At 73.5% G+C, this 23,852-nt stretch carries 25 protein-coding genes; 15 read left to right on the forward strand and 10 right to left on the reverse strand.

All coding sequences use genetic code 11. The annotated features are described in order from the left end of the window. Positions 1 to 9: 9 nt before the first annotated feature. From BM290_RS10375 to BM290_RS10385, 3 genes are read left to right on the forward strand one after another with little or no spacing between them, the layout of a single operon-like run. Entirely contained in the window at positions 10 to 1,935 is a 1,926-nt protein-coding gene (locus BM290_RS10375; RefSeq protein ID WP_093612564.1) for a hypothetical protein, read from the forward strand. Continuing rightward, positions 1,932 to 3,335, forward strand: coding sequence for a GTPase domain-containing protein (locus BM290_RS10380; RefSeq protein WP_093612566.1), 1,404 nt, complete (start codon positions 1,932 to 1,934; stop codon positions 3,333 to 3,335). Before BM290_RS10375 ends, BM290_RS10380 begins: the two co-directional genes overlap by 4 nt. A 22-nt stretch (positions 3,336 to 3,357) precedes the next feature. Then, positions 3,358 to 3,714 carry a hypothetical protein gene (locus BM290_RS10385; protein ID WP_143133686.1) on the forward strand — a complete coding sequence of 119 codons (357 nt, stop codon included), beginning with the start codon at positions 3,358 to 3,360 and terminating at the stop codon, positions 3,712 to 3,714. Here the strand turns inward: BM290_RS10385 and BM290_RS10390 are convergent. Next, positions 3,671 to 4,900, reverse strand: a complete 1,230-nt coding sequence (locus BM290_RS10390; RefSeq protein WP_203779329.1) for an alpha/beta hydrolase — start codon at positions 4,898 to 4,900, stop codon at positions 3,671 to 3,673. The genes BM290_RS10385 and BM290_RS10390 overlap by 44 nt on opposite strands. Before the next feature lie 56 nt (positions 4,901 to 4,956). On the opposite strand from BM290_RS10390, the gene BM290_RS10395 reads away from it, so the two are divergent. Together BM290_RS10395 and BM290_RS10400 are read left to right on the forward strand one after the other, a co-directional pair. Then, positions 4,957 to 5,511, forward strand: a complete 555-nt coding sequence (locus BM290_RS10395) for a helix-turn-helix domain-containing protein (protein ID WP_093612572.1) — start codon at positions 4,957 to 4,959, stop codon at positions 5,509 to 5,511. A gap of 23 nt (positions 5,512 to 5,534) precedes the next feature. Then, positions 5,535 to 6,899, forward strand: coding sequence for a M20/M25/M40 family metallo-hydrolase (locus tag BM290_RS10400; RefSeq protein ID WP_093612574.1), 1,365 nt, complete (start codon positions 5,535 to 5,537; stop codon positions 6,897 to 6,899). Positions 6,900 to 6,951: 52 nt separating this feature from the next. Here BM290_RS10400 and BM290_RS10405 read toward each other — a convergent pair whose 3' ends face one another. Continuing rightward, positions 6,952 to 7,596, reverse strand: coding sequence for a response regulator transcription factor (locus tag BM290_RS10405; RefSeq protein ID WP_093612576.1), 645 nt, complete (start codon positions 7,594 to 7,596; stop codon positions 6,952 to 6,954). Next, complete coding sequence (locus BM290_RS10410) at positions 7,587 to 9,518, reverse strand: sensor histidine kinase (protein WP_093612578.1); 1,932 nt, start codon at positions 9,516 to 9,518, stop codon at positions 7,587 to 7,589. Before BM290_RS10410 ends, BM290_RS10405 begins: the two co-directional genes overlap by 10 nt. A 107-nt stretch (positions 9,519 to 9,625) precedes the next feature. On the opposite strand from BM290_RS10410, the gene BM290_RS10415 reads away from it, so the two are divergent. Continuing rightward, positions 9,626 to 10,177 carry a hypothetical protein gene (locus BM290_RS10415; RefSeq protein ID WP_093612580.1) on the forward strand — a complete coding sequence of 184 codons (552 nt, stop codon included), beginning with the start codon at positions 9,626 to 9,628 and terminating at the stop codon, positions 10,175 to 10,177. Between the two features lie 110 nt (positions 10,178 to 10,287). On the opposite strand, the gene BM290_RS10420 is transcribed toward BM290_RS10415, so the two are convergent. Beyond that, on the reverse strand, positions 10,288 to 10,893 hold the full coding sequence (locus BM290_RS10420; protein ID WP_239143520.1) for a TetR/AcrR family transcriptional regulator: 606 nt from the start codon (positions 10,891 to 10,893) through the stop codon (positions 10,288 to 10,290). Between the two features lie 78 nt (positions 10,894 to 10,971). On the opposite strand from BM290_RS10420, the gene BM290_RS10425 reads away from it, so the two are divergent. Both BM290_RS10425 and BM290_RS10430 read left to right on the forward strand, forming a co-directional pair. Continuing rightward, positions 10,972 to 11,709 (forward strand): SDR family oxidoreductase, encoded by a 738-nt coding sequence (locus BM290_RS10425; RefSeq protein ID WP_093612584.1) that lies wholly within the window; start codon positions 10,972 to 10,974, stop codon positions 11,707 to 11,709. Positions 11,710 to 11,786: 77 nt separating this feature from the next. Continuing rightward, positions 11,787 to 12,200 carry a hypothetical protein gene (locus BM290_RS10430; RefSeq protein ID WP_143133687.1) on the forward strand — a complete coding sequence of 138 codons (414 nt, stop codon included), beginning with the start codon at positions 11,787 to 11,789 and terminating at the stop codon, positions 12,198 to 12,200. Positions 12,201 to 12,220: 20 nt separating this feature from the next. On the opposite strand, the gene BM290_RS10435 is transcribed toward BM290_RS10430, so the two are convergent. Beyond that, entirely contained in the window at positions 12,221 to 13,450 is a 1,230-nt protein-coding gene (locus tag BM290_RS10435; RefSeq protein ID WP_093612588.1) for a prolyl oligopeptidase family serine peptidase, read from the reverse strand. A gap of 291 nt (positions 13,451 to 13,741) precedes the next feature. Between BM290_RS10435 and BM290_RS10440 the strand changes: the two genes are divergently transcribed. Then, positions 13,742 to 14,104 (forward strand): MmpS family transport accessory protein, encoded by a 363-nt coding sequence (locus BM290_RS10440; protein ID WP_143133688.1) that lies wholly within the window; start codon positions 13,742 to 13,744, stop codon positions 14,102 to 14,104. Positions 14,105 to 14,166: 62 nt separating this feature from the next. Here BM290_RS10440 and BM290_RS10445 read toward each other — a convergent pair whose 3' ends face one another. From BM290_RS10445 to BM290_RS10460, 4 genes are all read right to left on the reverse strand, one after another. Continuing rightward, positions 14,167 to 14,652 (reverse strand): MarR family transcriptional regulator, encoded by a 486-nt coding sequence (locus tag BM290_RS10445; protein ID WP_239143519.1) that lies wholly within the window; start codon positions 14,650 to 14,652, stop codon positions 14,167 to 14,169. A gap of 8 nt (positions 14,653 to 14,660) precedes the next feature. Beyond that, complete coding sequence (locus BM290_RS10450; RefSeq protein ID WP_093612594.1) at positions 14,661 to 15,908, reverse strand: FAD-dependent oxidoreductase; 1,248 nt, start codon at positions 15,906 to 15,908, stop codon at positions 14,661 to 14,663. A gap of 107 nt (positions 15,909 to 16,015) precedes the next feature. Next, positions 16,016 to 16,714, reverse strand: a complete 699-nt coding sequence (locus tag BM290_RS10455; protein ID WP_093613622.1) for an NAD(P)-dependent oxidoreductase — start codon at positions 16,712 to 16,714, stop codon at positions 16,016 to 16,018. 5 nt (positions 16,715 to 16,719) lie between these two features. Next, the gene (locus tag BM290_RS10460; protein WP_093612596.1) at positions 16,720 to 17,493 is read right to left on the reverse strand and encodes an inositol monophosphatase family protein; all 774 of its coding nucleotides are present in this window, start codon (positions 17,491 to 17,493) and stop codon (positions 16,720 to 16,722) included. A gap of 66 nt (positions 17,494 to 17,559) precedes the next feature. Here BM290_RS10460 and BM290_RS10465 point away from each other — a divergent pair, with 66 nt between their 5' ends. Continuing rightward, positions 17,560 to 18,459: a LysR family transcriptional regulator gene (locus BM290_RS10465; RefSeq protein WP_093612598.1), complete on the forward strand. Its 900-nt coding sequence runs from the start codon at positions 17,560 to 17,562 to the stop codon at positions 18,457 to 18,459. A gap of 345 nt (positions 18,460 to 18,804) precedes the next feature. Here the strand turns inward: BM290_RS10465 and BM290_RS10470 are convergent, their stop codons facing one another. Beyond that, complete coding sequence (locus BM290_RS10470; RefSeq protein ID WP_143133689.1) at positions 18,805 to 19,317, reverse strand: DUF6082 family protein; 513 nt, start codon at positions 19,315 to 19,317, stop codon at positions 18,805 to 18,807. Positions 19,318 to 19,440: 123 nt separating this feature from the next. On the opposite strand from BM290_RS10470, the gene BM290_RS10475 reads away from it, so the two are divergent. From BM290_RS10475 to BM290_RS10495, 5 genes are all read left to right on the forward strand, one after another. Then, positions 19,441 to 19,992 (forward strand): RNA polymerase sigma factor, encoded by a 552-nt coding sequence (locus BM290_RS10475; RefSeq protein WP_093612602.1) that lies wholly within the window; start codon positions 19,441 to 19,443, stop codon positions 19,990 to 19,992. A 2-nt stretch (positions 19,993 to 19,994) separates the two neighbouring features. After that, positions 19,995 to 20,783 carry a zf-HC2 domain-containing protein gene (locus BM290_RS10480; protein ID WP_239143523.1) on the forward strand — a complete coding sequence of 263 codons (789 nt, stop codon included), beginning with the start codon at positions 19,995 to 19,997 and terminating at the stop codon, positions 20,781 to 20,783. A gap of 228 nt (positions 20,784 to 21,011) precedes the next feature. Then, the gene (locus BM290_RS10485) at positions 21,012 to 21,809 is read left to right on the forward strand and encodes an ABC transporter ATP-binding protein (protein WP_093612606.1); all 798 of its coding nucleotides are present in this window, start codon (positions 21,012 to 21,014) and stop codon (positions 21,807 to 21,809) included. Further along, positions 21,806 to 23,149, forward strand: a complete 1,344-nt coding sequence (locus tag BM290_RS10490) for a hypothetical protein (RefSeq protein WP_093612608.1) — start codon at positions 21,806 to 21,808, stop codon at positions 23,147 to 23,149. Before BM290_RS10485 ends, BM290_RS10490 begins: the two co-directional genes overlap by 4 nt. Continuing rightward, on the forward strand, positions 23,146 to 23,739 hold the full coding sequence (locus BM290_RS10495) for a hypothetical protein (RefSeq protein ID WP_093612610.1): 594 nt from the start codon (positions 23,146 to 23,148) through the stop codon (positions 23,737 to 23,739). The genes BM290_RS10490 and BM290_RS10495 overlap by 4 nt, the downstream gene beginning before the upstream one ends. Positions 23,740 to 23,852: the final 113 nt, after the last annotated feature.

Consider the following 23,852-nt stretch of genomic DNA (forward strand, 5'->3'; position numbering starts at 1 on the left):
CGGACGCGGATGACGAGCTGGGAAGCCGGGACGACGGCGCCGACGGGTCCCGCTTCCCTGATTCCGCATCCGCGGCCGGCGCCCGACCCGCTGCGGGGCGCCGCGGCCGGTGATCCGTGGTGGATGGACACCATGGACGCGGTGATCCGCACGTGCCGGGCGCACGGCCGGGCCGACCTGGCCGACCGGCTCGCCCGCCGCCGCGCCCGGCTGCTGCACCCGCAGCTGCGGGTCCTGGTGATGGGCGCGGCGCAACAGGGCCGCAGCCGGCTGATCAACGCGCTGATCAACGCGTCGGCGTGCGGGGTGCTGCCGGACGCCGATCCGGCGGTGCCGACGGTGGTCCGGCACGCCGACGCCCCGGCCGCCCACCTGATCCGGCGTGACTCCCCCGCCGCCGACTGGACCGCCGCGGTCGGGTTGCAGGCGCGGATCCCGCTGGCCGCGGACCGGCTCGGGGCGTCGCTGGCCGAGGCGGTGGCGACGCTGCCGGCCGGCGCCCCGGTGCACGTCGAGGTGGGGGTGCCGCGGTCGCTGCTGGCCGGCGGCCTGGTGCTGATCGACGCCCCGGCCCTGCCCGGCGCCGCCGACGTGCCCGCGGTCCAGGACCTGGCCGATCAGGCCGGCGCCGACCTGGTGCTCTACGCCTGCGAGGCGGGCCGGCATCTCGGTGACGACGAGCTGGCCCTGCTGGCCGGGCTGGGGCAGAGTTTCCCCGGTCTGCTGGTGGTGCTGACGAAGGCCGACTACGCCCCCGACTGGCGTCGTGACCTGGCCGAGTGCCGGCTGCGGCTGAACCAGGCCGGCATCGGGGCGGCGGTGGCCGCGGTGTCGTCGTCGTTGCGGCTGCACGCGGTCCGTACCGGAGACGAGACCCTCAACCGGGAGTCCGGGTTCGCCGACCTGCTCGTCCACCTGCGCAAGATGGTCGAGGCGAAGCCGGACCGGCTGGCCCGGGCGACCGCCGGGGCGCTCGGCCGGCTCGCGCTGCAGGAGCTGGCCGTGCCGTTGCGCGCCGAGCTGGACCGGCACGGCGCGGGCGGCTCCTCCGACGCCGCGGCGCATCTGCAGGCCACCCATCGACGGCTCGACGACCTGCGCAAATGTACGGTCCGCTGGCAGAACCGGCTGTCCGACGAGGTCGGCGACCTGATGTCGGACATCGAGCACGACCTGCGGGAGCGGGTGAAGGCGCTGCTCGCCGAGGCGGACGAGTTCTTCAGCACCAACGACCCGGCCAAGAGCTGGGACGAGTTCGAGCCGTGGCTGCGCGAGGCGTTGCAGGAGCTGGCCACCACCAGCATGACCTGGCTGGCCGAGCGGACCGAGTGGATGGCCCGCCGCACCGCCGACATGTTCCCGCCGGAGGCCGGTGACGTGCTGCCGCCGAGCGCGCTGGCGATCACCGACGGCGGGGTGCTGCAGGGCGTGTCGACGCTGGACGCGCCGCCGGTGGCGACGTTCACGCCGGGGCAGAAGCTGTTCATCGGGCTGCGTGGCTCGTACGGCGGGGTGGTGATGTTCGGTCTGGCGACCAGCCTCGCCGGGATGTCGCTGATCAACCCGATCTCGATCGGCGGTGGCGCGCTGTTCGGTGGCAAGAGCGTGCGTGACGAGAGCAAGACGCTGCTGAAGCGGCGGCAGACCGAGGCCCGCAACGCGGTACGCCAGCACGTCGACGACATCTACACCAAGCTCAACAAGGACGCCCGCGACAGTGTCCGCCGGGCCCAGCGTGCGCTGCGGGACCACTTCACCGCGGTCACCGAGGACCTGCAGGAAGAGACCATGGAGTCGCTGCGCAACGCCAAGGCCGCCGCCGACCGGGACGCGGCCGCCCGCGAGGCGCACGGCCGGCGGCTGAGCGAGGAGCTGACCCGGCTGGCCGAGTCGCACGCCCAGGCGCAGGCGCTCAGCGATCGGGCGCGGGCTTGATCAGCGAGGAGCTCGAGCGGCGTACGCACGACCTGCTGCTGCGGGCCGCGCAGGCCTACCGTGGCCATCCGCACGCCGACGCGCGGCTGCGGCACACCCTGGACCGGTTCACCGGCCCGCTGCGGCTGGCCGTGGCCGGCGCCGCCCGGACCGGGAAGTCGACGCTGGTCAACGCGCTCGTCGGGGAGGACGTGGCGCCGGTCGAGCAGGCCGATTTCGTGACCTACCGGGACGGCGCCGACCTGCGGGCGTGGAGTCATCCGGAGCACGGCCGGCCCTATGAGGTGCCGGTCGCCCGGGTGCCCGGCGGGCTGCGGCTGGACGCGCCGGCGCCGCGGGTGGTCGTGCAGTGGCCGAGCCGGGTGCTGCGGCGTACCGAGCTGATCGACACCGGCCCGTCCACTCCCCCGGGCCAGGTGCTTCCCGAAGCCGACGCGGTGCTGCTGCTCACGCCCCGGATCGGCGAGGCGGACCTGGATTTCCTGCGCGCCGGGCGGGGGCTGCGCGGGCCGTCGGTGACGCCGGTCCACGCGCTGGTGGTGCTGACCAAGGCCGACACCCACGGTGACGGGCTGCCGGACGGGCTGGTGGAGGCGCGGCGGATCGCCCGGCGCCGCCGCCGGGATCCGCTGGTCGGGTCGCTCTGCCAGGACGTGGTGGCGGTGTCGCCGCTGATCGGGCACGCCGCGCGGACCCTGCGCGCCGACGAGTTCCGGGCGATCGCCACGATCGCGGGGCTTCCGCGTACCGCATCCGATCCGTTCCTGCTGTCGACCGACCGGTTCACCGCGGCCGGGGCGCTGCCCGCGGTCGACGCGCGGGCCCGTCTCGACCTGCTGCAGCGGTTCGGGCTCGGCGGGATCCGGCTGGCGCTCACGCTGGTGCGCACCGGGGCGGGCACGGCCGCCGTGCTGGCCGAGAAGCTGCAGGAGTACAGCGGGCTCAAGGACCTGCAGACGTCGGTGGCGGAGCTGTTCGTGGCGCGGCGGGCGGCGCTCAAGGCCCGATCGGCGCTGATCGTGCTGGACCATCTGCTGCGGACCGAGCGGGTCCCGCCGTCCGGGCATCTGCTGGCCGAGCTGGAGCTGCTGCTCGCCGGGGCGCACGATTTCGCGGAGCTGCGGCTGCTGTCGGCGTTGCGGTCGGGGCGGGTGGCGCTGCCGGCCGACTCGGCGCTGGAGGCGGTCCGGCTGCTCGGCGGCGCCGGGGTCAGCCTGGGCGAACGTCTGGGGCTGTCGACCGAGGCCACCGTCGACGACATCTGGGCGGTGGCCGAGGACAGCGCGGCCCGGTGGCGGCGGGAGGCGGCGCTCGGCGAGCGGACTCCCGCGCAGCGGCGGGCGGCCGCGGTGGTGCTGCGCAGCTGCGAGGCGATGCTGGCCGGTGACGAACCGGGATAGATCAACTGACATGATGATCAACATGTCGAACCCGTCCGTCTCCGTCCGGCGTCCTCGATCGCGAGGGGTGACCGTCGCGCTCTGGGTCGCGCGGGCCGTCGCGCTGCTGCCGGTGCTCTACTTCCTCTTCATGGCGATGGTGGCCGTGGCCTGCTTCAGCGACTCCTGCGCCGACCGGAACATGATCTACGCGGTGCCCGCGGTGGTCGCCGCCGTCCTGCTGGGCTGGACGCCGTACGCCGTGGTCCGCATCCTGCAGCGCGACGGCGTGACGCCCACGACGGCCCGTGTCGCGGCGGTCCTGCTCGGGCACGCGGTGCTGGTCTGGGGCGCCTTCACGATCGTCGTCGTCTACCTGATCCGTACCACCGGGGTCTGATCCATCCCGCGATGCCGGCGATCACCGCGCGGTCGACGTGCCGGCCGCCCTCGCGGAAGAAGAAGTGGTCGACGTCGTCGTACACCCGGACGGTCACGTCCGGCCGCGCGCCGAGTCCGGCCCGCCACCGCGCCAGGTCGTCCGCGACGGTCACCTGGTAGTCCCGGCCACCCTGCAGGACGAGCATCGGCCGCCCGACCGCCGCGGCGGTGGCGACCTGGTCGTAGCCGCGCAGGTCCAGCCAGTACGACGCGGGCCAGCCGAACGGCAGGTCCGCGGCCGGCGTCGACGCCGACAGGCCGGGGCTGTCGGCGAGGGCCGCCTGCCGGAGGATGGCGTCGACGGCGGCGTCGGCGTCCGGCCCCGGCTGCCGCGCCGCAAGATGCCGGGCGGCGCGGACCGCCGCCCGGGGCAGTGGCGCCGCGTCGCCGGCCAGGATGACCAGCCCGGCGACCGCGCCGTCCGCCGCCGCGACCCGGGGCGCCGCCCGCCCGCCGCCGCTGTGGCCGAGCAGGTGGATCCGGCCGGCGTCCACCGTGGGTCGCCGGCGCAGCAGGTCGAGAGCGGCCAGCCCCGAGGGCAGATACTCCTCGACCATCGTGAACCCGGGGTGGCTGTGCGCCACCTTGTCCATCCGCAGCACCGCGATCCCGCGGGAGGCCAGCCCCCAGGCGATGTCCTTGAGCGGCTTGTCCGCGCCCACGCTGCCGTCCCGGTCGAACGGCCCGCCACCACCCAGCAGCACCACCCCGGGCGCCCGGCCACGGCGGCGGGGCAGGGACACGGTACCGGCCACGGCGTGCGGCCCCGACCCGACGGTGACCTCGTGTTCGGTGAATCGGCTCGGCCGCGCGTACCGGGGCGGCCGCCACGCCGCAGCGACCGGCGGCGCGATCCGGAGACCGTGGAGCCGGCCGTTACCGTCGACCGTGACGATCACGGTGTGCCCGTCGCGGTCACCGGTCACCGGCACCGAGACGCGCTCCCGTCCCGGCCCGGCCGGCTCGGTGACCGGGGTCCCGACGGTCCAGTCCGCGCCGATCCGGGCGGTCTCGGCGGCCCACGCGGTGCGCAGCGTGTCCGCCGAGACGGCCGCCCGCAGCGGTGGGGTGAACAGCGCCTCGATGTCGGCGAAGCGCCCGGCACGGGCCAGGTCGATGACCGCCAGCGCGACGTCCTCCCGCATGGACCCCACCTTTCTCATTTTTCGGGAACGGTAGCAGAGTATGAGAATGTAGTGGGATGGACGCGATGGAGCTGCTCGGCCACCCGGCCCGGCTGAGGATCGTGCACGCGCTGCGCGGCGGGCGCACCCTGACGACCGCGCAGCTGTGCGCGCTGATGCCCGACCTGTCGAAGGCGACCGTCTACCGCCACGTCGAGCTGCTGGCCGCCGGCGCGATTCTGGAGGTCGCCGGGGAGCGCCGGGTCCGCGGCGCCGTGGAGCGGCACTTCCGCCTGCACGAGCACCACGCCACCGTCAGCCCGGAGGCCGCCCGGTCACTGTCGAAACAGGACCACCGGCGCGCCTTCGCCACCGCGATGGCGACCCTGATCGCCGAGTTCGGCGCCTACCTCGACCGGGAGGCGACCGACCCGGCGACCGACCCGGTCGGCTACCGCCAGCACGCGATCTGGCTCAGCGACGAGGAACTGCTCGCCATGCTGGCCGAGCTGCGCGAGACGATCGCGCCGCGGCTGGCGAACCCGGCAGAGCCGGACCGCCGTCGCTATCTGCTCAGTCCCGTGCTGTTCCCCGCCGAGGATCCGGACATCGACAGACATGGACATGTCTGATCCGGTGCGGCAGGGTGGGACGCATGTCCACGAGGCGCACGTTTCTGGTGGCGGGTGCGGCGACAGCCGCCGGCGTCGCCGCCACCACCCCGGCCGCCGCGGCTTCGGCCCGGCCCGCGGCACCCGACCGGGAGCTGCGCAGGATCCTGGCGGAGATCGATCCGGCACGCATCGAGGCGATCGTCCGCAAGCTGGTCTCCTTCGGCACCCGGCACACCCTGTCCGTGCAGGACGACCCGGTCCGGGGCATCGGCGCGGCCCGTGACTGGATCTTCGCCGAGTTGCAGCGCCACGCGGCGGCCGGCGACGGCCGGATGACCGTCGAGCTGCAGTCGTTCATCCAGCCGGTCTCCCCGCGGGTCCCGGCGCCCACCCGGATCACCAACGTCATCGCCACCCTGCGCGGCAGCGTCACCCCCGAGCGCGTCTACGTGGTCACCGGCCACTACGACTCCCGGGTCACCGACGTGATGGACGCGGTCAAGGACGCCCCCGGCGCCGACGACGACGCGTCCGGCGTGGCGGTGATCATGGAGCTGGCCCGGGTCCTGGCCACCCGCCGGCCGGAGTCGACGCTGGTGTTCGCCGCGGTCGCCGGCGAGGAGCAGGGCCTCTACGGCTCCGACCACATGGCCCAGCAGTACTTCGAGGCCGGCACCGACATCCAGGCCATGTTCAGCAACGACATCGTCGGCACCGGCGACGCCCACGACGGCACCCGCAACGACCCGCGGACCGTCCGCCTCTTCGTCGAAGGCGTGCCCACCTCGGAGACCACCGCCGAGGCGAACACCCGCCGCAGTGTCGGCGGCGAGAACGACGGCCCGTCGCGCCAGCTCGGCCGCTTCGTCAAGGACGTCGAACCGGACGGCACGAACGTCCGCGTCATCTGGCGCCGCGACCGATACCTGCGAGGCAGCGACCACATCTCGTTCCTGTTGCGCGGCTATCCGGCGGCCCGCTTCACCGAGCCGCGGGAGAACTTCAACCACGAGCACCAGGATGTACGGGTGGAGAACGGCGTCCAGTACGGCGACCTCCCCGAGTTCTGCGACTGGTCGTACATCGCCCGCGTGGCCAGGGTGAACGCGTCCGCGCTGTGGTCGCTGGCGCAGGCCCCCGGCACCCCGAAGGGCGTGGTCATCGACACCACCCAGCTCACCAACGAGACCACCCTGCGCTGGCAGCCCGGCACCGAACCCGACCTGGCCGGCTACGAGGTGGTCTGGCGCGAGACGACCGCATCCGACTGGCAGCACTGCCTCCCGGTGGGCAAGGTGAGCACCGCCACGATCGACCTCTCCAAGGACAACGTCTTCTTCGGCGTACGAGCAGTCGACACCACCGGCAACCGGAGCCCGGTGGCCGCCCCGAAGCCGTCGAGCTGATCCCGCCGGCGGTTCACTTCATGCCACGGCAGGTGGAGGTCGGCGATCGTCACTACGCGCGCAGGAAGGTGAGGACGGCGCGGACGCGGCGGTGTTCGCGCTCGTGCTGGGTCAGGCCGAGCTTGGTGAAGATGGCGGTCACGTACGCCTCGACGGTTTTGATCGAGAGGTGCAGGTCGGCGGCGACCGCCGTGTTGGACAGGCCCTGGGCCATCAGGGCCAGCACGGCGCGTTCGCGGTCGGTGAGGGCGTCGAGCGGGTCGCGTTCGCGGCGCCTGGCCACCAGCCGGGCCACCAGTTCGGGATCGATGACCGTCGCGCCGCCGGCCACCTTGCGCACGTCGGCGGCGAAGGTGGTCAGGTCGGAGACGCGGTCCTTGAGCAGATATCCCACTCCCCCGTCGAAATCGGTCATCAGCCGCAGCGCGTGGTGGACCTCGACGTACTGCGACAGCAGCATCAGGCCGACGCCGGGCGTGGCCGCGCGGATGGCCGCCGCGGTGTCGATGCCCTCCGCCGCGAAGTCCGGTGGCATGCGCAGGTCGATCACCGCGACGTCGGGTGGGTCGGCGCGGACCAGGTCGAGCAGGGTCGTGCCGTCGCCGGCCCGGCCGGTCACGGTGAACCCGGTGTCGGTGAGGATCCGGGCCAGGCCCTCGCGGAACAGCACGGCGTCGTCGGCGAGCATCACCCGCACGGGATCACCGTCCGCAGACGGGTGCCGGCGGGTCCGCTGTCGACGGTGAGGCGGGCGTCGAGGATCGCGAGCCGGTCGGCGAGCCCCTCCAGGCCGCTGCCGGGCCGGAACTCGGCGCCGCCGCACCCCTCGTCGGACACCTCGACGCTCAGGCCCGGGCCGTCGAGGGCGACCCGGACCGCCACGGTCGCCGATCCGGAATGTTTCGCCGCGTTCGTCAGACCCTCGCTGACCACGAAGTAGGCGGTGGACTCCACCTCGGGCGGCAGCCGCCGGGGCACCGACACGGTCAGCCGTACCGGCAGTGCCGACCGGTCGGCGAGAAACCCGATCGCGGGTGTCAGACCGTCCTGGGTCAACACGGCGGGATGCAGTCCGCGGGCCGTCTCGCGCAGCTCCGCGATGGCCTCCAGCAGCTGCCGGCGTACCTCGTCGGCCCGGTCGGCGACCTCGGGCGGACCGGTTCCGGCGGCCAGCCGCACGACCGCGCCGAGTTCCATGGCGACGGTCACCAGGCGCTGCTGAGCGCCGTCGTGCAGGTCGCGTTCCAGCCGGCGGCGGGCCGCGTCACCGGCGGCCACCAGGCGCTGGGCCGTGGCCCGCAGTTCCAGGACCAGCCCGGCCTGGGCGGCGAGGTCACCGACCAGGCGGGACTCGGCGGCCGACAGGGTCTCGCCGGGCGGTTTCAGCACGGTGATCGCGCCCCGGAACCTGCCGTCGTGCCGCACCGGCACGGCCGCCAGCTCGGCCAGCGTCCTGGCGCCGGACGGCGGCTCCTCGGTGGCCGGCCACACCGACGCGGCTCGCAGCTCGTCGGCGGGGCCCGTCCACAATGTGACGGTCCGTGCTCCGACGGCGTCGGCGACGGTGGCGCAGATGCCGTCGAGCAGGCCGCCCGCCGGGGCGGTGAGGTGCGCCGACAGACGGGCCAGGGCCTCGTACGGGGTGGCCCGCCGACCGTAGACGAGCCGGTCGGCCAGCCGCTGCACCCGGGCGCGCACGGGTTCGAAGGCGACCGCGACGATGCCGGTGGCCAGCACGGACAGCCACGTGCCGTACCCGTCGACGAGCCGTCCGGCCCCGGCGACGACCAGCGCGTACCCGGCCGCCACCAGCGCCGCCATCGCCCCGACGACCAGCGAGCGGTTCAGCACCGGGTCGATGTCGTAGAGCCGGTAGCGCAGGATCGCGGCCCCGGCGGCGACCGCGAGCACCGGAGCGGTGAGGGTGCCGGGCAGCGGCGAGCCCCACCCGGCCAGCCCGATGACCATCACGGCGGCCGACACCGTGGCGGCGTAGAGGAACCAGCGCATCTGCCGGCCTTCGTCGCCACGGGCCCGCCGCACCCGCGCCACCACGCACGCCACCCAGGTCAGCTGGAACAGCAGATAGGACACCGGCCGGGCCACCCGGTAGAAGGCCTCGGCGGCCGCGCGGCCCGGCAGCGTCAGCGGATGCGCGGCGACCAGACCGGTCCGGGCGTATTCGACCGGCCACAGCGCCGACACCACCGACAGGATCAACCCCAGGCAGAGGAGTACGGCGACAACCGGCGCCCACCCCCGCGACGGCAACCGTCCGGTGGGAAAACACATCACCGCGACCCCGACGAGCACCAGCACCAGCGGCAGCGGCCAGATCCCGAGCCAGCCGAGCCAGGTCGCGCCGGGCAGCGGACCGGGGTGCAGCCCGTACTCGCGGCCGGCGAACATGACCGCGTGGGCGACACCGACCGCCACGAACAGCCGGCCCTCCCGGTTGCCGGGGCGCCGGGCCACCACGTAGAGCCCGACCGTGGTGAACGACGCCGCGATCAGGCCGTTGTGCAGGTTGGCGACATGCGGGCCGAGGACGAAGCCGGCGGCGACCAGCGCGGCGGTCACCGCACCCGCCGTCCCGCGCAGCATCGCCCCGGTCTCCACGCCTGTATCGTGCCAGCGGGGCGCCGCGCTGTGACCAGGGTCAACCCTGCTTTTGTTCGAGGGCCGGCCCGGATCCGCCGGCGGTGTGCCGCGGCCACAGTCGAGACATGACTTCCACACCTCTGCAACGCCTTCTCACCGGGTCGCTCCTGGTCGCACCCGCCGTCTATCTCGTCGCCGACCTGCTGTACGCCACCCGCGGCTGGGACGATCCGCTCGCCGCCGTGGTCCACGTGTTCGGCGCGGTCGGCTACACCGTCGTGATGATCCGGCTGGCCACCCTGGGTGAGGGCCCGCTCGCGGCGGCGCTGCTCGTGGTCGGGGTGTTCGGCGCGGCCGGTGACGTGGCGTACGGCTTCAACACCATCCACGTGTCCCTCGGTGACACCGACCTGGTCGACGCGACCGGCGCGGCCGTACTGATCAAGCCCCTGGGTCTGTGTTTCCCCCTGACGTTGCTGCTGGGTGCGCAGATGCTGCGCCGCCGGGTGCCGGTTGGGGTGGCCGCCCTGGTCGCGGTCGCCGCGCTGGTGTGGCCGGTCGCGCACATCGCGAACGTCGGGTGGCTCGCCGTTCTGGTCAATCTGGCGCTCACGGGGGCTTTCGGCGCGTCCGCGGCGGCCCTGTCGCGCAGCCCGGAGCCGCTCCCCGCCATCTGAAGGCGGGACGATTCCCCGGACCGATCGGCACCGTCCTCACCGCTCGATGCGGTGCTGGATGTGAGGTGCGCCGTGGCATCGGCCCGGCTGGCCGGCCCCCGGCCCCGCGGTCACCTGACGCGGGCGCCGTCGAGGGCGTTGTCGACAAGGGCCACGGCGAAGTCCTCGGTCAGCGGCTCGTCGGGGATCAGCAGCCGGTGGTAGCAGGCGCCCCAGAGCTGGTCGACGAGGATGCCGAGGTCGATGTCGGCGCGCAGCTCGCCGCGGTCGCGGGCCTTCACGAAGGTGGCCATCGCCAGGGCCCGGCGGGGTCCGGAGTAGTAGCGGGAGAACGCGGCCGACAGCTCCGGATCGGTCTGGGCCACGCCGATGAGGCCGGCGATGACCGGCCCGGTGCGGCCCTCGGTGAGCAGGCGCACGAACGCGCGGATCTGCGCGGTCAGGTCGGCGCGGAGGTCTCCGGTGTCGGGGAATTCGAGGGTGTGCTCGCTGTGGGTGAAGTAGGCCTCGGCGGCGAGGGCGCCGGCTGACGGCCACCACTTGTAGAGGGTGACCTTGCTGGACCCGGCGGCCGCGGCGACCCGGTCGAAGGTGACGGCCTTGACGCCCTCGCCGAGCAGCAGGTCGGCGGCGGCACGAAGGACGCCGGCGCGGACCTCGGCGGCGGGACGGCGTCCGCGTCCGCGCCGTGGCGGGGGCTGCTCCTGAGATGTCACCACCCCAGATTAGTGGACAACTTGTTTTTATCGCGATAGCTTTTTATGGACAGCTAGTTCATATATCTGGGAGTCGTCATGACCGAGATCAGCACCCGCGTCGCCATCGTGACCGGCGGATCCGGCGGCATCGGCCGGGCCGTCGCCGAGCGCCTCGCCTCCGACGGCCTGGCCGTGGTCGTGCACTACAGCGGCAACCAGGCCAAGGCGCAGGCCACCGTCGAGGCGATCACCGCGGCCGGCGGCCGGGCCTCCGCGTTCGGCGGCGACGTGGCCGACCCGGAAGCGATGGCCGCGCTGTTCCAGCACGCCACCGACACGTTCGGCGGGGTCGACGTGATCGCCCACACAGCCGGCATCATGCCGCTCGCGCCGATCGCCGAGATGGATCTGGACACCTTCGACCGCATTCAGCGTACGAACGTGCGCGGCACCTTCATCATCAGCCAGCTCGCCGCCCGTCAGGTCCGCAGCGGCGGCGCCGTGATCACCTTCTCGACGTCGGTCACCCGGCTGCAGATGCCGACCTACGGGGCGTATGCCGCTTCCAAGGGCGCCGTCGAGGCGATGACCCTGATCCTGGCGCGTGAGCTGCGCGGGCGCGACATCACGGTCAACACGGTGGCGCCCGGCCCGACCGCCACGCCGCTGTTCTTCGAGGGCAAGAGCGAGCAGGTGGTCAACCACATCGCGAGCCTCAACCCGATGGAGCGCCTGGGCACCCCGGCGGACATCGCCGAGGTCACCGCGTTCCTGGCCGGTCCCGGCCGCTGGGTCAACGGCCAGGTCCTCTACACCAACGGCGGCGCCGCCTGACCCTCGCCGCCGTCGCTCAACCGCCCTCCTCCCCTGCCGAATGACTGGTGGCCCCACGACTTCAGGAGGAGCACCGCGTGGAAGCGACATCGCAGTCCGGTGAGACCCGAACGACAGCACCCCGCTCCTGGAAACGACCCGTCCTGCTGGTCGGCGTGGTCGTGATCGTGCTGGGACTGGTCTTCATCGGCACGGCAACGGCCATCGCCCACACTCAGCTGGCCGGGGCCAAGGAGAAGTGCGACACCGAATCAGCCCGCGTGGAGCTGTCCGACAACGGCGCCTCGATCGTCGTCGAGTCGGACAGCACCACCGAGCCGTTCTGTGTCATCAACGAGCTGCGCCCGTCGCAGGAGGCCGTCTGGCACCTGGAGCAGACCCGGCCGATCGACGGCTGGCAGGAGCACAGCTGGACGGGATACACCGCGGGCTGGTCCTACGACCCCGACGACGGCATCCGGATGGTCGTGCGGACCGCCTGGGGGTTCTGACCGGCGGACGACCCGGCTGCTCAGCGACGCCGGCGGGCCATCCACTGCCACACCCGCGTGCCGCCGGCCCTGGGGTCGTTGCGGGCCAGGTAGATCCACGACCAGTGGCCGTTGAACCGGTAGCCGTTCCAGACGACCTGGTCGTACAGGCTCATCAGGCTGCCGGGGATCAGGTCGTGCGCGTGGATCGTGTTCGCCTCCGGCGGCACGGTGGTGTCGTCGCGGGAGGCGACCAGCCAGGTCGGTGTGGTGATCCCGGCCAGCTCGGCGTCGGTGATCAGCCGGGGGCCGCCCGGCTGCAGCGACGCGACCACACCGCAGACCGGCACGGAGGCGGCGAACAGGCGGGGGTACGTGGTGGTCATCTTCAGGCTCATGTATCCGCCGTTGCTGCACCCCGCGACGTAGATGCGCCGCCTGTCGACCGCGTGACGGCGTACCACGTCCTGAATGATCTCCTGAATCTGCGGGGCGAACCGGGGACCGTCCTCCATCCAGAAGGAGGTGCTCTGCGGCGCCACCACGGACGCGCCGCCGAAGATCCGCTGCGCCTCGCGGGTGGCGAAGCCGAGAGCGCCTCGGTTGGCCCGCAGTGTGGTCTCGTTGTCGTAGTAGCCGTCGGGCAGCGAGGCGCCCTCTCCCCCGCCGTGCAGCCAGACGATCAACGGCCGGCCCCGTTCCCCCGGCGTGAACAGGCGATACTTCATGCCGGAGCCGGAGACGTGATGGCCGAACGCGTCGACCTCCGGGTTGGACAGCCGGCCCTGGGTGAACGCCGTGATGCTGATCGGGCGGCCGTGCCGTCCGCGCAGCGGCGTGTTCTGAGTGATCGTGTAGGTGAGATCGAGGCGCACGTTGCGGCCCCGATTCGCGATGTAGCCGAGGGTTCCGCCACCGACCTGACCCTCGGCGTGGGCGAGGTCGAGCACGATGTCGCCGTGCCGGTCGAGCCGGGCGGCGGTGACCGGACGGTCCACGTCGTACTCGCTGAAGATCAGCTCGTCGGGCGCCAGCGGGATCGGGCTGGCGGCCTTGGCGTGAACGGTGAAGGCGCCGGCCGTGAGCGAGGCCGGGTCGATGCCCAGCCGCGCGGTGCCGAGGGTGACCGAGACGATCTGCTCACCGCCGTCCAGCACCCGGGCGTTGAGCGTGAATCCCACGGTGACCCCGGCGCGACCTGGGGTTTGTGCGGCTACGGGCAGCGCGAGCCCGGCCGCGAGAACGGTACGACGGGTGACGGGAGCAGTCATGCCGACTCCAATGTTTCGCGTCCGTTTCCAGTTCTTTACAGTGATGTTGGTCTATCACGAACGGCCCGGATCCACTACTCGGACACGATCCTGAAGCGGCCGGGACGAGATCCGTCGACGGACGTCCCGAGCCGTTCGGCGGCCCGGTCGACGCCACCGCGGACACCTCAACCCGGCCCGACTGCGAGGAACCCGGCCGTCGCCCGCGCCGACCAGCACGCGGACCGTCGATCACGCGACCCGACGACGCCGTGACCACCGGTTACCTCAATACGTAACAGGGAGTGTGCCGTGAAACGTAGCCTTGCCTCGATCGCGCTGATGGGGGCGACCGTCATGCTGATGTCGGCCTGCCAGAAGACGGCCACCGGACCGCTGGAGACTCGATACGAGCTGACCGGCGACGCTCAAGCCACTGTCACGCCGTCGATCACCTCGGTGGACGACAGCGGTGAGCCGCGAACGGTCACCGAGGAGAAGGCGAACGTGCCATGGAGTCAACTGCTGGTGATCAACCAGGGTGAGACAGTCCTCGAGGCGACTCCGTCCAAGGGTGCGCTGGCCTGCCGCATCGTCGTGGAGAAGAAGGAGGTGGCAAAGGTGACCGGCGCCTCGGGTCAGAAAGTCACGTGTAAGGCCGGAGTCGGCGAATGACCCCGTCCCGCCGGCCGGCGTAGCGGCGCCCGTGATCCGGGCGGCGAGTGGCGACCGGAGGCTCAGGGGGAGCGGGCCGGGTCGCCGCCGCGGAGGTCGTCCAGCTCGGCCAGATACATCGACTGCAGGTGGCCGAAGTGCCGGGCCAGCAGCGTGAGCTCGGCGAGGCTGTAGCCGTCGATGAGCTGCGCCGCCCGCCGGGCGAACCGCTCGTAGGGTCGCTCCAGCTCGTCGGCCCGGTCCGGGCACAGGGTGACGATCACGCGCCGCCGGTCCGCCGGATCGCGGTCGGCGGTGACGAACCCGGCCTGCTGGAGCCGGCGGAGCATGCTGGTCACGGCGCCGGTGGTGAGGTTGGTCCGCTCGGCGATCCGGCCCGCGGTGGTGGGGCCGACGTCGGCCAGGAAGTCCAGGCACTCCAGGTCGCTCACGGTCAGGCCGAGCCGGTCGGCAATCGCATACCGGAACACCATCGACAGCCGCGACGTCTCCCGGCCCGCGCGCATGAGGTCGGCGATCGCGGACGCCCGGGCCGGCTCGTGGGACATGCCGACAATCATGCCTCCGGGACGGTGACCCGGTGCAGCCGAGGTAGCACGCGGGTGAGCACCCAGTGCGGTGCGGCCGCGGCCCCGGTGAGGCGGCGCATCAGCCCGGCGGCGGTGTCGACCGCGCGGAACGCGTAGGGCACCATCTCCTCCTGATAGGCGGCGATCGCCTGCTCCACCGGCACGCCGGTCTCCCGGGCCTCGACGAGCCGACGGCCCAGCAGGGCGGCGTCACGCAGCGCGGTGTTGCCGCCCTGCGCGCCGAACGGTGGCATCACGTGCACGGCGTCGCCCATCATCGTCGCCCGCGGGACCGCCCACCGTTGCGGGCGGCGGCCGGTGGCGAAGAGGTTGAGCACTGTCGCGTCCAGCTCGGCCGTGTCGACCAGCCGGCGGATGAGCGGGTGGAAGCCGGTGCTCATCCGGGCGGCCATGTCCCGCAGCTCCAGCAGGTTCCCGCGGATGCCGTTGGGCACCTCCTCCTGCCGCAGCAGCATCGCCCACATGACGTAGTCGTCGCCGTTGGGCGCGTACGTGCCGGGGATGACCCGGGTGAACGCCTCCCGCGGGCTCTCGCCGAACCGCATGGACGTGAAGAAGAAGGCACGGCCGGGACGGTTGTCGATGGACAGGACCCCACTGGTGCGCAGCGGTTCCGGGATGACGCTCTCGCCGTACCGCAGAAGGGGTGATCTGCCGTAGATCCCGGCCATCGGGGTGCTCTCCGGGGCCGCCTCCGGCGCGATCTGCGTGCGCAGCGCCGAGCCGACGCCGTCCGCGGCCACGACGACACTCGCCGGGACCGCCCCGCCGTCGGCGAACCGCAGCCGCAGGCCGGCCGGGCCGCCATCGTCCATGCCGACGGCTGCCCGGCCGTAGTGGATGCGGCCGTCCAGGCCGGACATCAGGATCGAGCGCAGGGTCAGACGGTCCACCTGGCGGGTCGCGTGTGGCTCGATCTTGAAGTTGATGGTGAAGGCGTCCCGCAGCCGGCTGTCGGTGAAGCGCAGGTGCCCGCCGGGTTCGTCGCCGGTGGCCAGCGCGAGACGGTAGAGCGGGCGGGGCAGGCTCTCCCGCAGCGCCTCCAGCCCGTACCGGTCGAGGATGATCCGGTAGCCCTGCTGCCGGACGAAGGCGCCCTGATCTTTCTCGTAGACGTGCACGTCGATGCCGGCGCGCGTCAGGTACTGGGCGAGGCAGAGGCCGGAGAGCCCGGCGCCGGCGATCGCCACTGAGAAGTCGGTCGATTCGCTCACGGCGGTTATCTTAATGACTAAGATGATTTGGGCAAGGGCGTCTTCGGCCGGTCCCGGACCGATCCGCTGCGGTACAGCCGCCGCCGGCCGCCCGCCGCCGCCGGTTTTCAGCCCTCCAGCGGGAGGGCGACGGCGCCGGCGTGTGCCGGGTTCTCGGCCTCGTCGAGCATGGCGGCGGCCACCGTCGCGCGGCTGACCCGCGCCGGGAACACCCGCCGGGGCGCCTGTTCCAGGGCCAGCGTGCGGCGGGACGGGCCGCTCGGGGAGTCCGACAGCGGCCCGGCGTGGAAGACGGTTCCGCCGGCGCCGAGGATGATCGCGTCGGCGGCCTCCTTGTCGGCCCGGTCCGGGAGCAGGCGCAGCAGGGTCCGGGTGAGCGGGCCGGCCGCCGCCGCGGACGGGCCGGTGCCGAAGGCGCCGAGCCACACGATCCGGCCCGGACGGGCGGCGGCCAGCGCCCGGGCGCCCTCGGTCAGCACACCCGGCCGGTCACCCTTGGCGACGCCGAGACCGGAGACGATCACCTCCCGCCCGCGCAGGGCCGCGGCGATGCTGTCCGGGTCACGGACGTCCGCGGCGACCCGGATCAGGCGCGCCGGGTCGACGGCCTCCCCCGGAACGGCGGACCCGGCGCGTCGTGCCGGGTCCGGCCGGCCGCCGACGTCCGCGCCGAGGGCATCGGCCGCGGGCAGGAGGATGCGGCCGGGGTTGCGGGCGATCGCGATGACGGTGTGGCCGCGGGCCAGGGCTTGGCGGGTCAGCTCGCGGCCGGTCGCGCCGGAGGCGGCCAGGACGGTGATCTCCATGCCGGTCACCGGAGCGCTTCGAGGGCGGCCGCGTGGAGACCGGGCGCGGCGGCCACGTACCCGTCGCTGGTGACGTCCCAGGGTTTGCCGTCGAGGTCGGTGACGATGCCGCCGGCCTCCCGCACGATCAGCACCGGCGCGATGTGCGAGCGCAGATTGTCGAACTGCCAGTGCACGTCCATCCGCCCGGCCGCGACCTGTGCCAGCTGGTGGCCGACCGGCACGGAGACACGCACGTACAGCGCCTGCCGCATCATCGCGGCGACGGCGGCGCCGGCCCGGTCGGCCCGGTCGGCCTCCCGGCCGGGACGCGCCTGGCCGGTTCCGGTCAGGGCCAGACTCAGATCGGTCTTGGCCGACACCCTCAGCGGTACGCCGTTCGCCCTCGCCCCCTCACCCGCGACGGCCGTGAACGTCTCCCCCGCGACCGGCATGTACAGCACGGCCAGCACCGGGCGGCCGTCCCGCACGAGGCTGACGCCGATGTTCCAGTCCGGCATGCCCTGCACCGCGTTCATGTTGCCGCCGACCGGGTCGACCACCCACCAGTCGCCACCGGGCATCGGCCCCGACCCGTGCTCGTCGGACGTCCACTGCGAACCGGGCAGCGCCGCGGTCAGCGCCGGCCGGAGCACACCGCTGACGGCGTCGTCGTTCGCGGCCAGCGCGGCCATCAGCTCCGCCCGGGTCGTCGGCGTGACCGCGGGGCGGGTGACCAGGGCGGCGGCGCTGTGGACGGCCTCGGTCAGGACGGTGAGAAGTTGCTGTTCGGTGGTCATGACTCCACCCTGCCGCCCCTGTTGCGTTGAGTCCAGTGCAACGTTGTTAGGGTAGAGTTTACCGCCGTGCAACTGGATCTGAACCTGCTCACCGTGCTCGACGCCCTGCTCCAGGAGGGCAGCGTGACCGGGGCGGCCCAGCGCCTGCGGCTCTCCTCCCCCGCGGTCAGCCGCAGCCTGGGCCGTCTGCGCCGGCTGACCGGCGACGACATCCTGGTCCGCACCGGCCGCACGATGACCCCCACGCCGTATGCGCTGGCCGTCCGCGAGCAGGTCGGTGAGCTGCTGCGGCAGAGCCGGCAGGTGCTGGCGCCGAGCCGCGAGCTCGACCTCGCCGGCCTCGACCGGGTCTTCACCCTGCAGTGCCACGACGCGCTCGCCACCGTGCTCGCCCCGCCCCTGCTCGCCGACATCGCGGAGTCGGCGCCGGGGGTGCGGTTGCGCTTCCCGTCCGAGGCGGCCGTCGACACCGACGAGTTACGGCACGGCCGCGTCGACCTGGAGGTCGGATCCGCCGTGCCGGCCCTGCCGGAGATCCGGCACGAGATAGTGGGCCACGACCGGTTCGTCGTGATCCTGCGGGCCGGTCATCCGTACGCCGAAAGCCTCGATCTTGACGTTTTCGCCGCCCTGCCGCACGTGCTGGTGTCACGCCGGGGCCGGTTGAGCGACCCGGTCGACAGCGCCCTGGACGAGCACGGCCGGCACCGCCGGGTCCTCGCCGCGGTCGGCGCCACCGCGACCGCCGCCCAGGTGGTGGCCCGCAGCGACGCCGTCCTGACCGCGCCCGCGCTGGCGCTGCGCACCCTGGCCGACGCGTTCGGCCTGGTCACCGTGCCGTTGCCACTGACCTTGCCGGAGCCGCCGATCGTCTGCGGCTGGCACCAGCGTTTCGACACCGACCCGGCACACGCCTGGCTGCGCGACCGCGTCCGCACCGCCCTCACCGCGGTCCTGCCCACCTGACCCCGCCGCCGGACCGTCGCTGCCGCACCAGCAGGGGTGCGGCCCGGCAACCGGCGCGCCCACCCGCACAGGCGCGGCGCGGCAATCGGCGCGCCCACCCGCACCGGCGCGGCCCGGCCCGGCCCGGCGAGCGAACAACGCCGCAACCCACCGGCACGGCGGCCGGCCAAGCGGACACCTCCGCCACCGCACCGATCCGGCGAGCCGAACGCCGCCACTGACCGGCGCGCCCTGTCGGTCGCGACCCGCGAGCACCGACAGGACCTGGCGGAATCGCCGCTCCGCACGGATCGAGTCCGTCCACATGAGCCGACCCCGCCGGGCGCCGGCACTGGGGAAGAACCCTCATCCGTCGGGGTGAAGGGTGGAGGTCGTCCGCCGTCTGCGGGTGGCGCCGGGAACCCCCGTCATCGGCGTCGGCGTGAACCGGCGAGCCGGCCGACAGCAAGAGCGGCGGAGATGCCGAGGGCGAGCATCGCCTCGCCGGCCACCGGCCGGGCCGGCTTCACGGGCGCCGGCGCGTGGCCGCGGCCCGGGTGGGTGATCGCGCGACAGGGATCCGGGATCTCGGCCGATGCCGGACGCATAGGTTTCCGGGTCGTCCAGGACCAGGCGCAGAAGTTCGAGCCGGCGGTCCCGGCTCGCCTGCAGGCGCTGCTGGTCGAACGCCCGAGCCTGGTAGCGGATCGAGGCGGCGACCGCCAGGAACGCGGAAGCGGAGAACACCGCCGAAACCACGCCGTAGGAGTCGCCGATGTTGCCCAGGCTCTCCCGGTCGGCGGTGATGAGGCGGCCGATCCGGCCGAGCGCGAGGGGGACCGCCGCGACGGCGAGGATCGTCAGCGCGGCGATCGCCACGATCACCACAGGAAGGCGGAGACGCTTCCTGGACCCAGCGTGGACACCGGCGGCAACGGGTGGAGTGGCGTGGATCACAACCGGAGAAGATCCGATCGGGGTGGTGCGGTCGTCTATCAGGGCGTGAGAGAGAGTCTGGACGCGGTTGACGAGGGCGAACTCGTGCGCCGTACCGCTGCCGGCGACCGGCGGGCGTTCGATGAGCTGTATCGCCGGACGTCGCCGTGGCTTGCCGTCCGGCTTCGGCGGCGGTGTGCGGACGCCGACGTGGTGGCCGACGTGATGCAGGAGACCTATCTCGCGGTGTGGCGGGCGGCGGGCAGTTTCGCCGAGTCGGCCGTCGACGGCAGCGCGGTCGGCTGGCTGTGGACGATCGCCGCGAATCGGATGGTCGACGCGTTCCGGCGGCGGGCGCGGCAGGCTCAGGTGCCGGCGGTGCCGACCGCCGAGGCGGTCGCTCCGGCCGCCGAGGACGAGGTGATGGCCGGTCGGGTCGGGCAGGACCTGGAGCAGGCGTTGCTGCGGCTGCCGCCGGAGGTACGGCAGGTGCTGCGGGCCATGGTGCTCGACGGGCTGTCCGCGCGGGACACCGCGGTGCTGCTGAACGTGCCGGAGGGCACGGTGAAATCCCGGGCGCGGCGGGCCCGGATCGCTCTGCGGGAGGCGCTGTCGTGACGATGCATCCTGATGTCGCCGTGCTGGCACGGTACGCCGACGGTGACCCGGGCCTCGACGAGGCGAGTGTGTGGTCGGTGGAGTCACACCTGGAGACGTGTGCGGACTGCCGGGCGCGGCTGGCCGGCCAGATCCCCGACGACACCCGTGCGCTGCTCGACGTGGTCGGCGCCGCCGTCGGCCGGGGTATCGAGGCGGGCCCGGCGCCGGCACGCCGACGGATGGCGATCCGCCGCCGCCGGCTCGCGGTGACGCCGGCGCCGTGGCTGACGATGACGGCGGGCGTGCTGGGCTGCGCCGTCCTGCTGCACGCCATCGCCCCGGACCTGCCGTCGCTGGTGCTGCTGCTGGCCCCGGTGGCGCCGCTGCCGGGTGTGGCCGCGTCGTGGAACCGGCGGACCGACCCGGCCTGGGAGCTGGTGGCCGGCACCCCGTCGGCGGGGCTCGGCATGCTGCTGCGGCGCACGACGGCGGTGCTGGCCGTGGTGATCCCGCTGCTCGCGCTGGCCGGCGCCCGTACCGGCGCGCCGCTCGCGATGCTGCTCACGCCGTGCCTGGCGTTCACCGCGGCGTCGATCGCGCTGGGCTCGCTGATCGGGGTACGCCGGGCGGCGGCCGGGCTGGGCACGGTGTGGTCGGTGGCGGTCGTGGCGCCGAGCCTGGCGACCGCACAGCTGCCCGTCGTGCTGACGCCGGGCGGCGCCGCGGCCTGGGCGGCGGCCGCCGTGGGGATGGCCGGTTTCGCCGCGGCCCGAGCCGACCTCTTCCGCCGCCTGAACAGCGCCGACTGAGACCCAGGACGACGCGACCGAACTCCGCCCGCCAAGTGAACCGAACCCCGCCCACCAAGCAGCGGCCGAACCGAACGCCGCAGCCAGGACGGCCGGAAGCCGGCACCCGAACCCCGACCGCACCGCAACCAAGACGGGCCGGTAGCCGACCGACCGTGACCGCACCGCCACACCTGACAGCCGTACAACGCCGGCAAAGCGGCAGCGGCGACCGAGACGAGGGAACGAATGCGAACGATCAGTGCGGCCGAGACCGCGCCCGCCACCTACGCGTGGGCCGTGCACGCCGAGCAGTTGAAGGTCCGGGCCGGGCGTCACCTGGCCGTGGACGGGCTGGACCTGCGACTGCGGACCGGCGTGCACGGTCTGCTCGGCCCGAACGGCGCGGGCAAGACGACGCTGATGCGGGCGCTGGCCACCGTGCTGAAGACGGCCGGTGGAGAGTTGACGCTGCTCGGCGAGCCGGTGAGCGGCCGCGGCGATCTGCGCAGGGTGCGGCGGGAGCTGGGCTATCTGCCGCAGGATTTCGGGTTCTATCCGCGGTTCACGGTGCGGGAGTTCGTCGAGTACATGGCGTGGCTCAAGGAGATGCCGAAGGCGTCGATCCCGGCGGCGGCGCAGCGGGCCGTCGAGCGGGTGGGGCTGACCGCGAAGGCGGACGCGAAGATGAAGACGCTGTCCGGGGGCATGGTGCGCCGGGCCGGGATCGCGCAGGCCATCGTGAACGACCCGCAGGTCCTGCTGCTCGACGAGCCGACCGTGGGACTGGACCCGGAGCAGCGTCTCGACTTCCGGGAGCTGCTGGCCGACATCGGTGTCGACAGTTGTGTGCTGGTCTCCACGCACCTGGTGGAGGACGTGGTGGCGGCGTGCACCGACGTGGTGCTGGTCAACGAGGGAAAGCTGGTCTTCCAGGGTTCTCCGGAGGCGTTGATGGCGCACGGGGAGCAGGGCGACCCCGGGTTCAGCCCGGCCGAGCGGGGCTATTCGGCGCTGCTGCGCCGGCACCGTGGCGGTGCGGCATGAGCCGGGTGCTGGCGGTGCAGGTCCGCCGGTTCGGCCTGCCGGGGGCGACGGTGCTGCTGGTGGCCGGCGCGACCCTGCTGTACGCCGTGCGCTGGGAGTGGGCGGCGGGGTGGATGTCGCTGGTGACGAGCCAGCGGTCGTACCTGATGCTGTCGTGCCCGGTGGCGATCGGTGTCGGCGCCTGGCTGGCGCGCCGGGAGCACCGGGCGGGCGTGGCCGAGTTGTTCGCCGGCACGCCGCGGCCACGCCGTCAGCGGGTCCTGCTGTCGATGGCCGCGGTCGCCGGCGCGGTGGGTGTCGCGCAGGTGGCGGTACTGGTGGTGACCGGGCTGTGGATCGCCTCGACGGCCCGCTACCTGCCGGGTGAGGCGGTCGCCGCGGCGGGGGTCGGCGTGCTGGCGGTGATCACGTCGGCCTGGATCGGGATGGCCCTCGGGCGGCTGGCGCCCACTGCGGTGACGGCGCCGGTGCTGGCGGTGGCCGGATTCGGGGCGATGCTGGCGCTGCCGATGGCGTTCCACGAGGACCGGCTGTCCACGCTCGCCTCCCCGGCGTGGGGGATGAACCAGTTCATCGAGTACCAGACAGTTCCTCTGCGGGCCAGCGCGGCGCAGGCGGTCCTCGCGGCGGGCGTCGCGGTGGCGGCCGTCGTGCTGCTGGCGGCGGGCCGGTGGCGTACGCGTGCCGCGGCGCTGCTGCCGCTGGTGCTGGGAGTGGCGCTCGGGGTCGCGGTGATGCCCCGCGACTACGACCGGGTGACCATCGACCCGGTCGCGCAGCAGCAGGTGTGCACCGGCGACGCGCCGCGGGTGTGCGTGGCGCGGGTGCACGCCGGTCTGCTGGACGAGGTCACGCCGTACGCCCGGGAGGCGCTGGCCCTGCTGGCGAAGCTGCCGGATCCGCCGACGTCGGCCGTCGAGAACACCAACGTCTACCTCGACGAGAAGAGCGTCATCCGGTACGGCGCGGACACGGTGCCGTTCGACGTGCGGGTCGGCGACGACGGCCACGTCGAGCATCCGGAGTTCGTGCTGACCCGGATGCTGGAGTCGGGTGGGGCGACCTCCGCCGGCTGCCCGGACGGGTTCGACGTGCCGGCCGCGATGGCGGCGGGGGCGTGGCTGTCGGGGCGGCGGCCGGTCCGCGACCCGGATGCGGGCGGCTACGTGGTCGAGCCGGGTGAGACGCCGCCGCCCAGTGACGAGGTCGAGGCGGCCCGGCTGTGGGAGGGGCTGCGCGAACTCCCCGAGGCGGAGGCACTGGCCCGGGTGGTCGCGGTTCGCCAGGCGGCCCTGACCTGCGGTGACACACGCGGCGTGCTGGAGCGGGGCGTCCGGTGAGGTACCTGGCGCTGCATCTGCGGTCACGGCGGGTGCTCGCGGCCCTGGCCGCGGCGTGCGGTGGCACGGTCCTGGTGTGGTCGGTCGTGGCCGCGTTCTCCGAGGTTCCCGACGCCGACTCGACGATGGTCGTGCTGCTGGTGCTGCTGCTGGTGGCGTCGTCGGCACACACCCTCGGCGGGCCGGACGACGCGCTGGAGCGGACCGGCTCGCGGCGGTGGCCGCCGCTGCGGGCGGCACATCTGCTGATCGCGTTCGCGGTGGTCACCGGCCTGGTGCTGGTGACGCTGCTGACCGGCGCGCGGTTCGGTCCGGCCGCCCTGGTGGCACGCGACGCGGCGGGCCTGCTCGGGCTGGCGGCGCTGGGCGCGGCGGTGCTGGGTGCGGCCCGGTCGTGGTTCGTGCCGCTGGCCTGGGCCTTGCCGGTGCTGGTGTTCCCGTTCGACGGTGATGCCGTGGTGGTGCGGATCCTCACGTGGCCGTCGCAGCCGCACGACAGCGGGGCCGCGGCGGTCACGGCGGCTGTCGTGGCGGTGGCCGGCCTGCTCGCCTACGGGATGCGGGGGCCGGCCCTGCGCAACGCCGCCTGATCGCAGGACGATCCACAGCGCCCGTTCCGCCGTTTCACCGGCGGGGCGGGCGCTGTCGTGTGCGGGCCACCGACGGCCCGTTCTCGTAAGTTTCGGGGACTGTGTGTCAACCT

This window comes from Actinoplanes philippinensis, assembly GCF_900113015.1.
Lineage (GTDB): Bacteria > Actinomycetota > Actinomycetes > Mycobacteriales > Micromonosporaceae > Actinoplanes > Actinoplanes philippinensis.

What these genes read in the sequence shown, in the direction of transcription:
- BM290_RS10400 (WP_093612574.1), top strand. Translation starts at nt 5,535, where the DNA reads ATGTCCACGAGGCGCACGTTTCTGGTGGCGGGTGCGGCGACAGCCGCC.
- BM290_RS10390 (WP_203779329.1), bottom strand. Translation starts at nt 4,900, where the DNA reads ATGCGGGAGGACGTCGCGCTGGCGGTCATCGACCTGGCCCGTGCCGGG.
- BM290_RS10460 (WP_093612596.1), bottom strand. Translation starts at nt 17,493, where the DNA reads ATGACCACCGAACAGCAACTTCTCACCGTCCTGACCGAGGCCGTCCAC.
- BM290_RS10455 (WP_093613622.1), bottom strand. Translation starts at nt 16,714, where the DNA reads ATGGAGATCACCGTCCTGGCCGCCTCCGGCGCGACCGGCCGCGAGCTG.
- BM290_RS10445 (WP_239143519.1), bottom strand. Translation starts at nt 14,652, where the DNA reads ATGTCCCACGAGCCGGCCCGGGCGTCCGCGATCGCCGACCTCATGCGC.
- BM290_RS10395 (WP_093612572.1), top strand. Translation starts at nt 4,957, where the DNA reads ATGGACGCGATGGAGCTGCTCGGCCACCCGGCCCGGCTGAGGATCGTG.
- BM290_RS10435 (WP_093612588.1), bottom strand. Translation starts at nt 13,450, where the DNA reads ATGACTGCTCCCGTCACCCGTCGTACCGTTCTCGCGGCCGGGCTCGCG.
- BM290_RS10480 (WP_239143523.1), top strand. Translation starts at nt 19,995, where the DNA reads ATGCATCCTGATGTCGCCGTGCTGGCACGGTACGCCGACGGTGACCCG.
- BM290_RS10415 (WP_093612580.1), top strand. Translation starts at nt 9,626, where the DNA reads ATGACTTCCACACCTCTGCAACGCCTTCTCACCGGGTCGCTCCTGGTC.
- BM290_RS10490 (WP_093612608.1), top strand. Translation starts at nt 21,806, where the DNA reads ATGAGCCGGGTGCTGGCGGTGCAGGTCCGCCGGTTCGGCCTGCCGGGG.
- BM290_RS10485 (WP_093612606.1), top strand. Translation starts at nt 21,012, where the DNA reads ATGCGAACGATCAGTGCGGCCGAGACCGCGCCCGCCACCTACGCGTGG.
- BM290_RS10385 (WP_143133686.1), top strand. Translation starts at nt 3,358, where the DNA reads ATGTCGAACCCGTCCGTCTCCGTCCGGCGTCCTCGATCGCGAGGGGTG.
- BM290_RS10375 (WP_093612564.1), top strand. Translation starts at nt 10, where the DNA reads ATGACGAGCTGGGAAGCCGGGACGACGGCGCCGACGGGTCCCGCTTCC.
- BM290_RS10425 (WP_093612584.1), top strand. Translation starts at nt 10,972, where the DNA reads ATGACCGAGATCAGCACCCGCGTCGCCATCGTGACCGGCGGATCCGGC.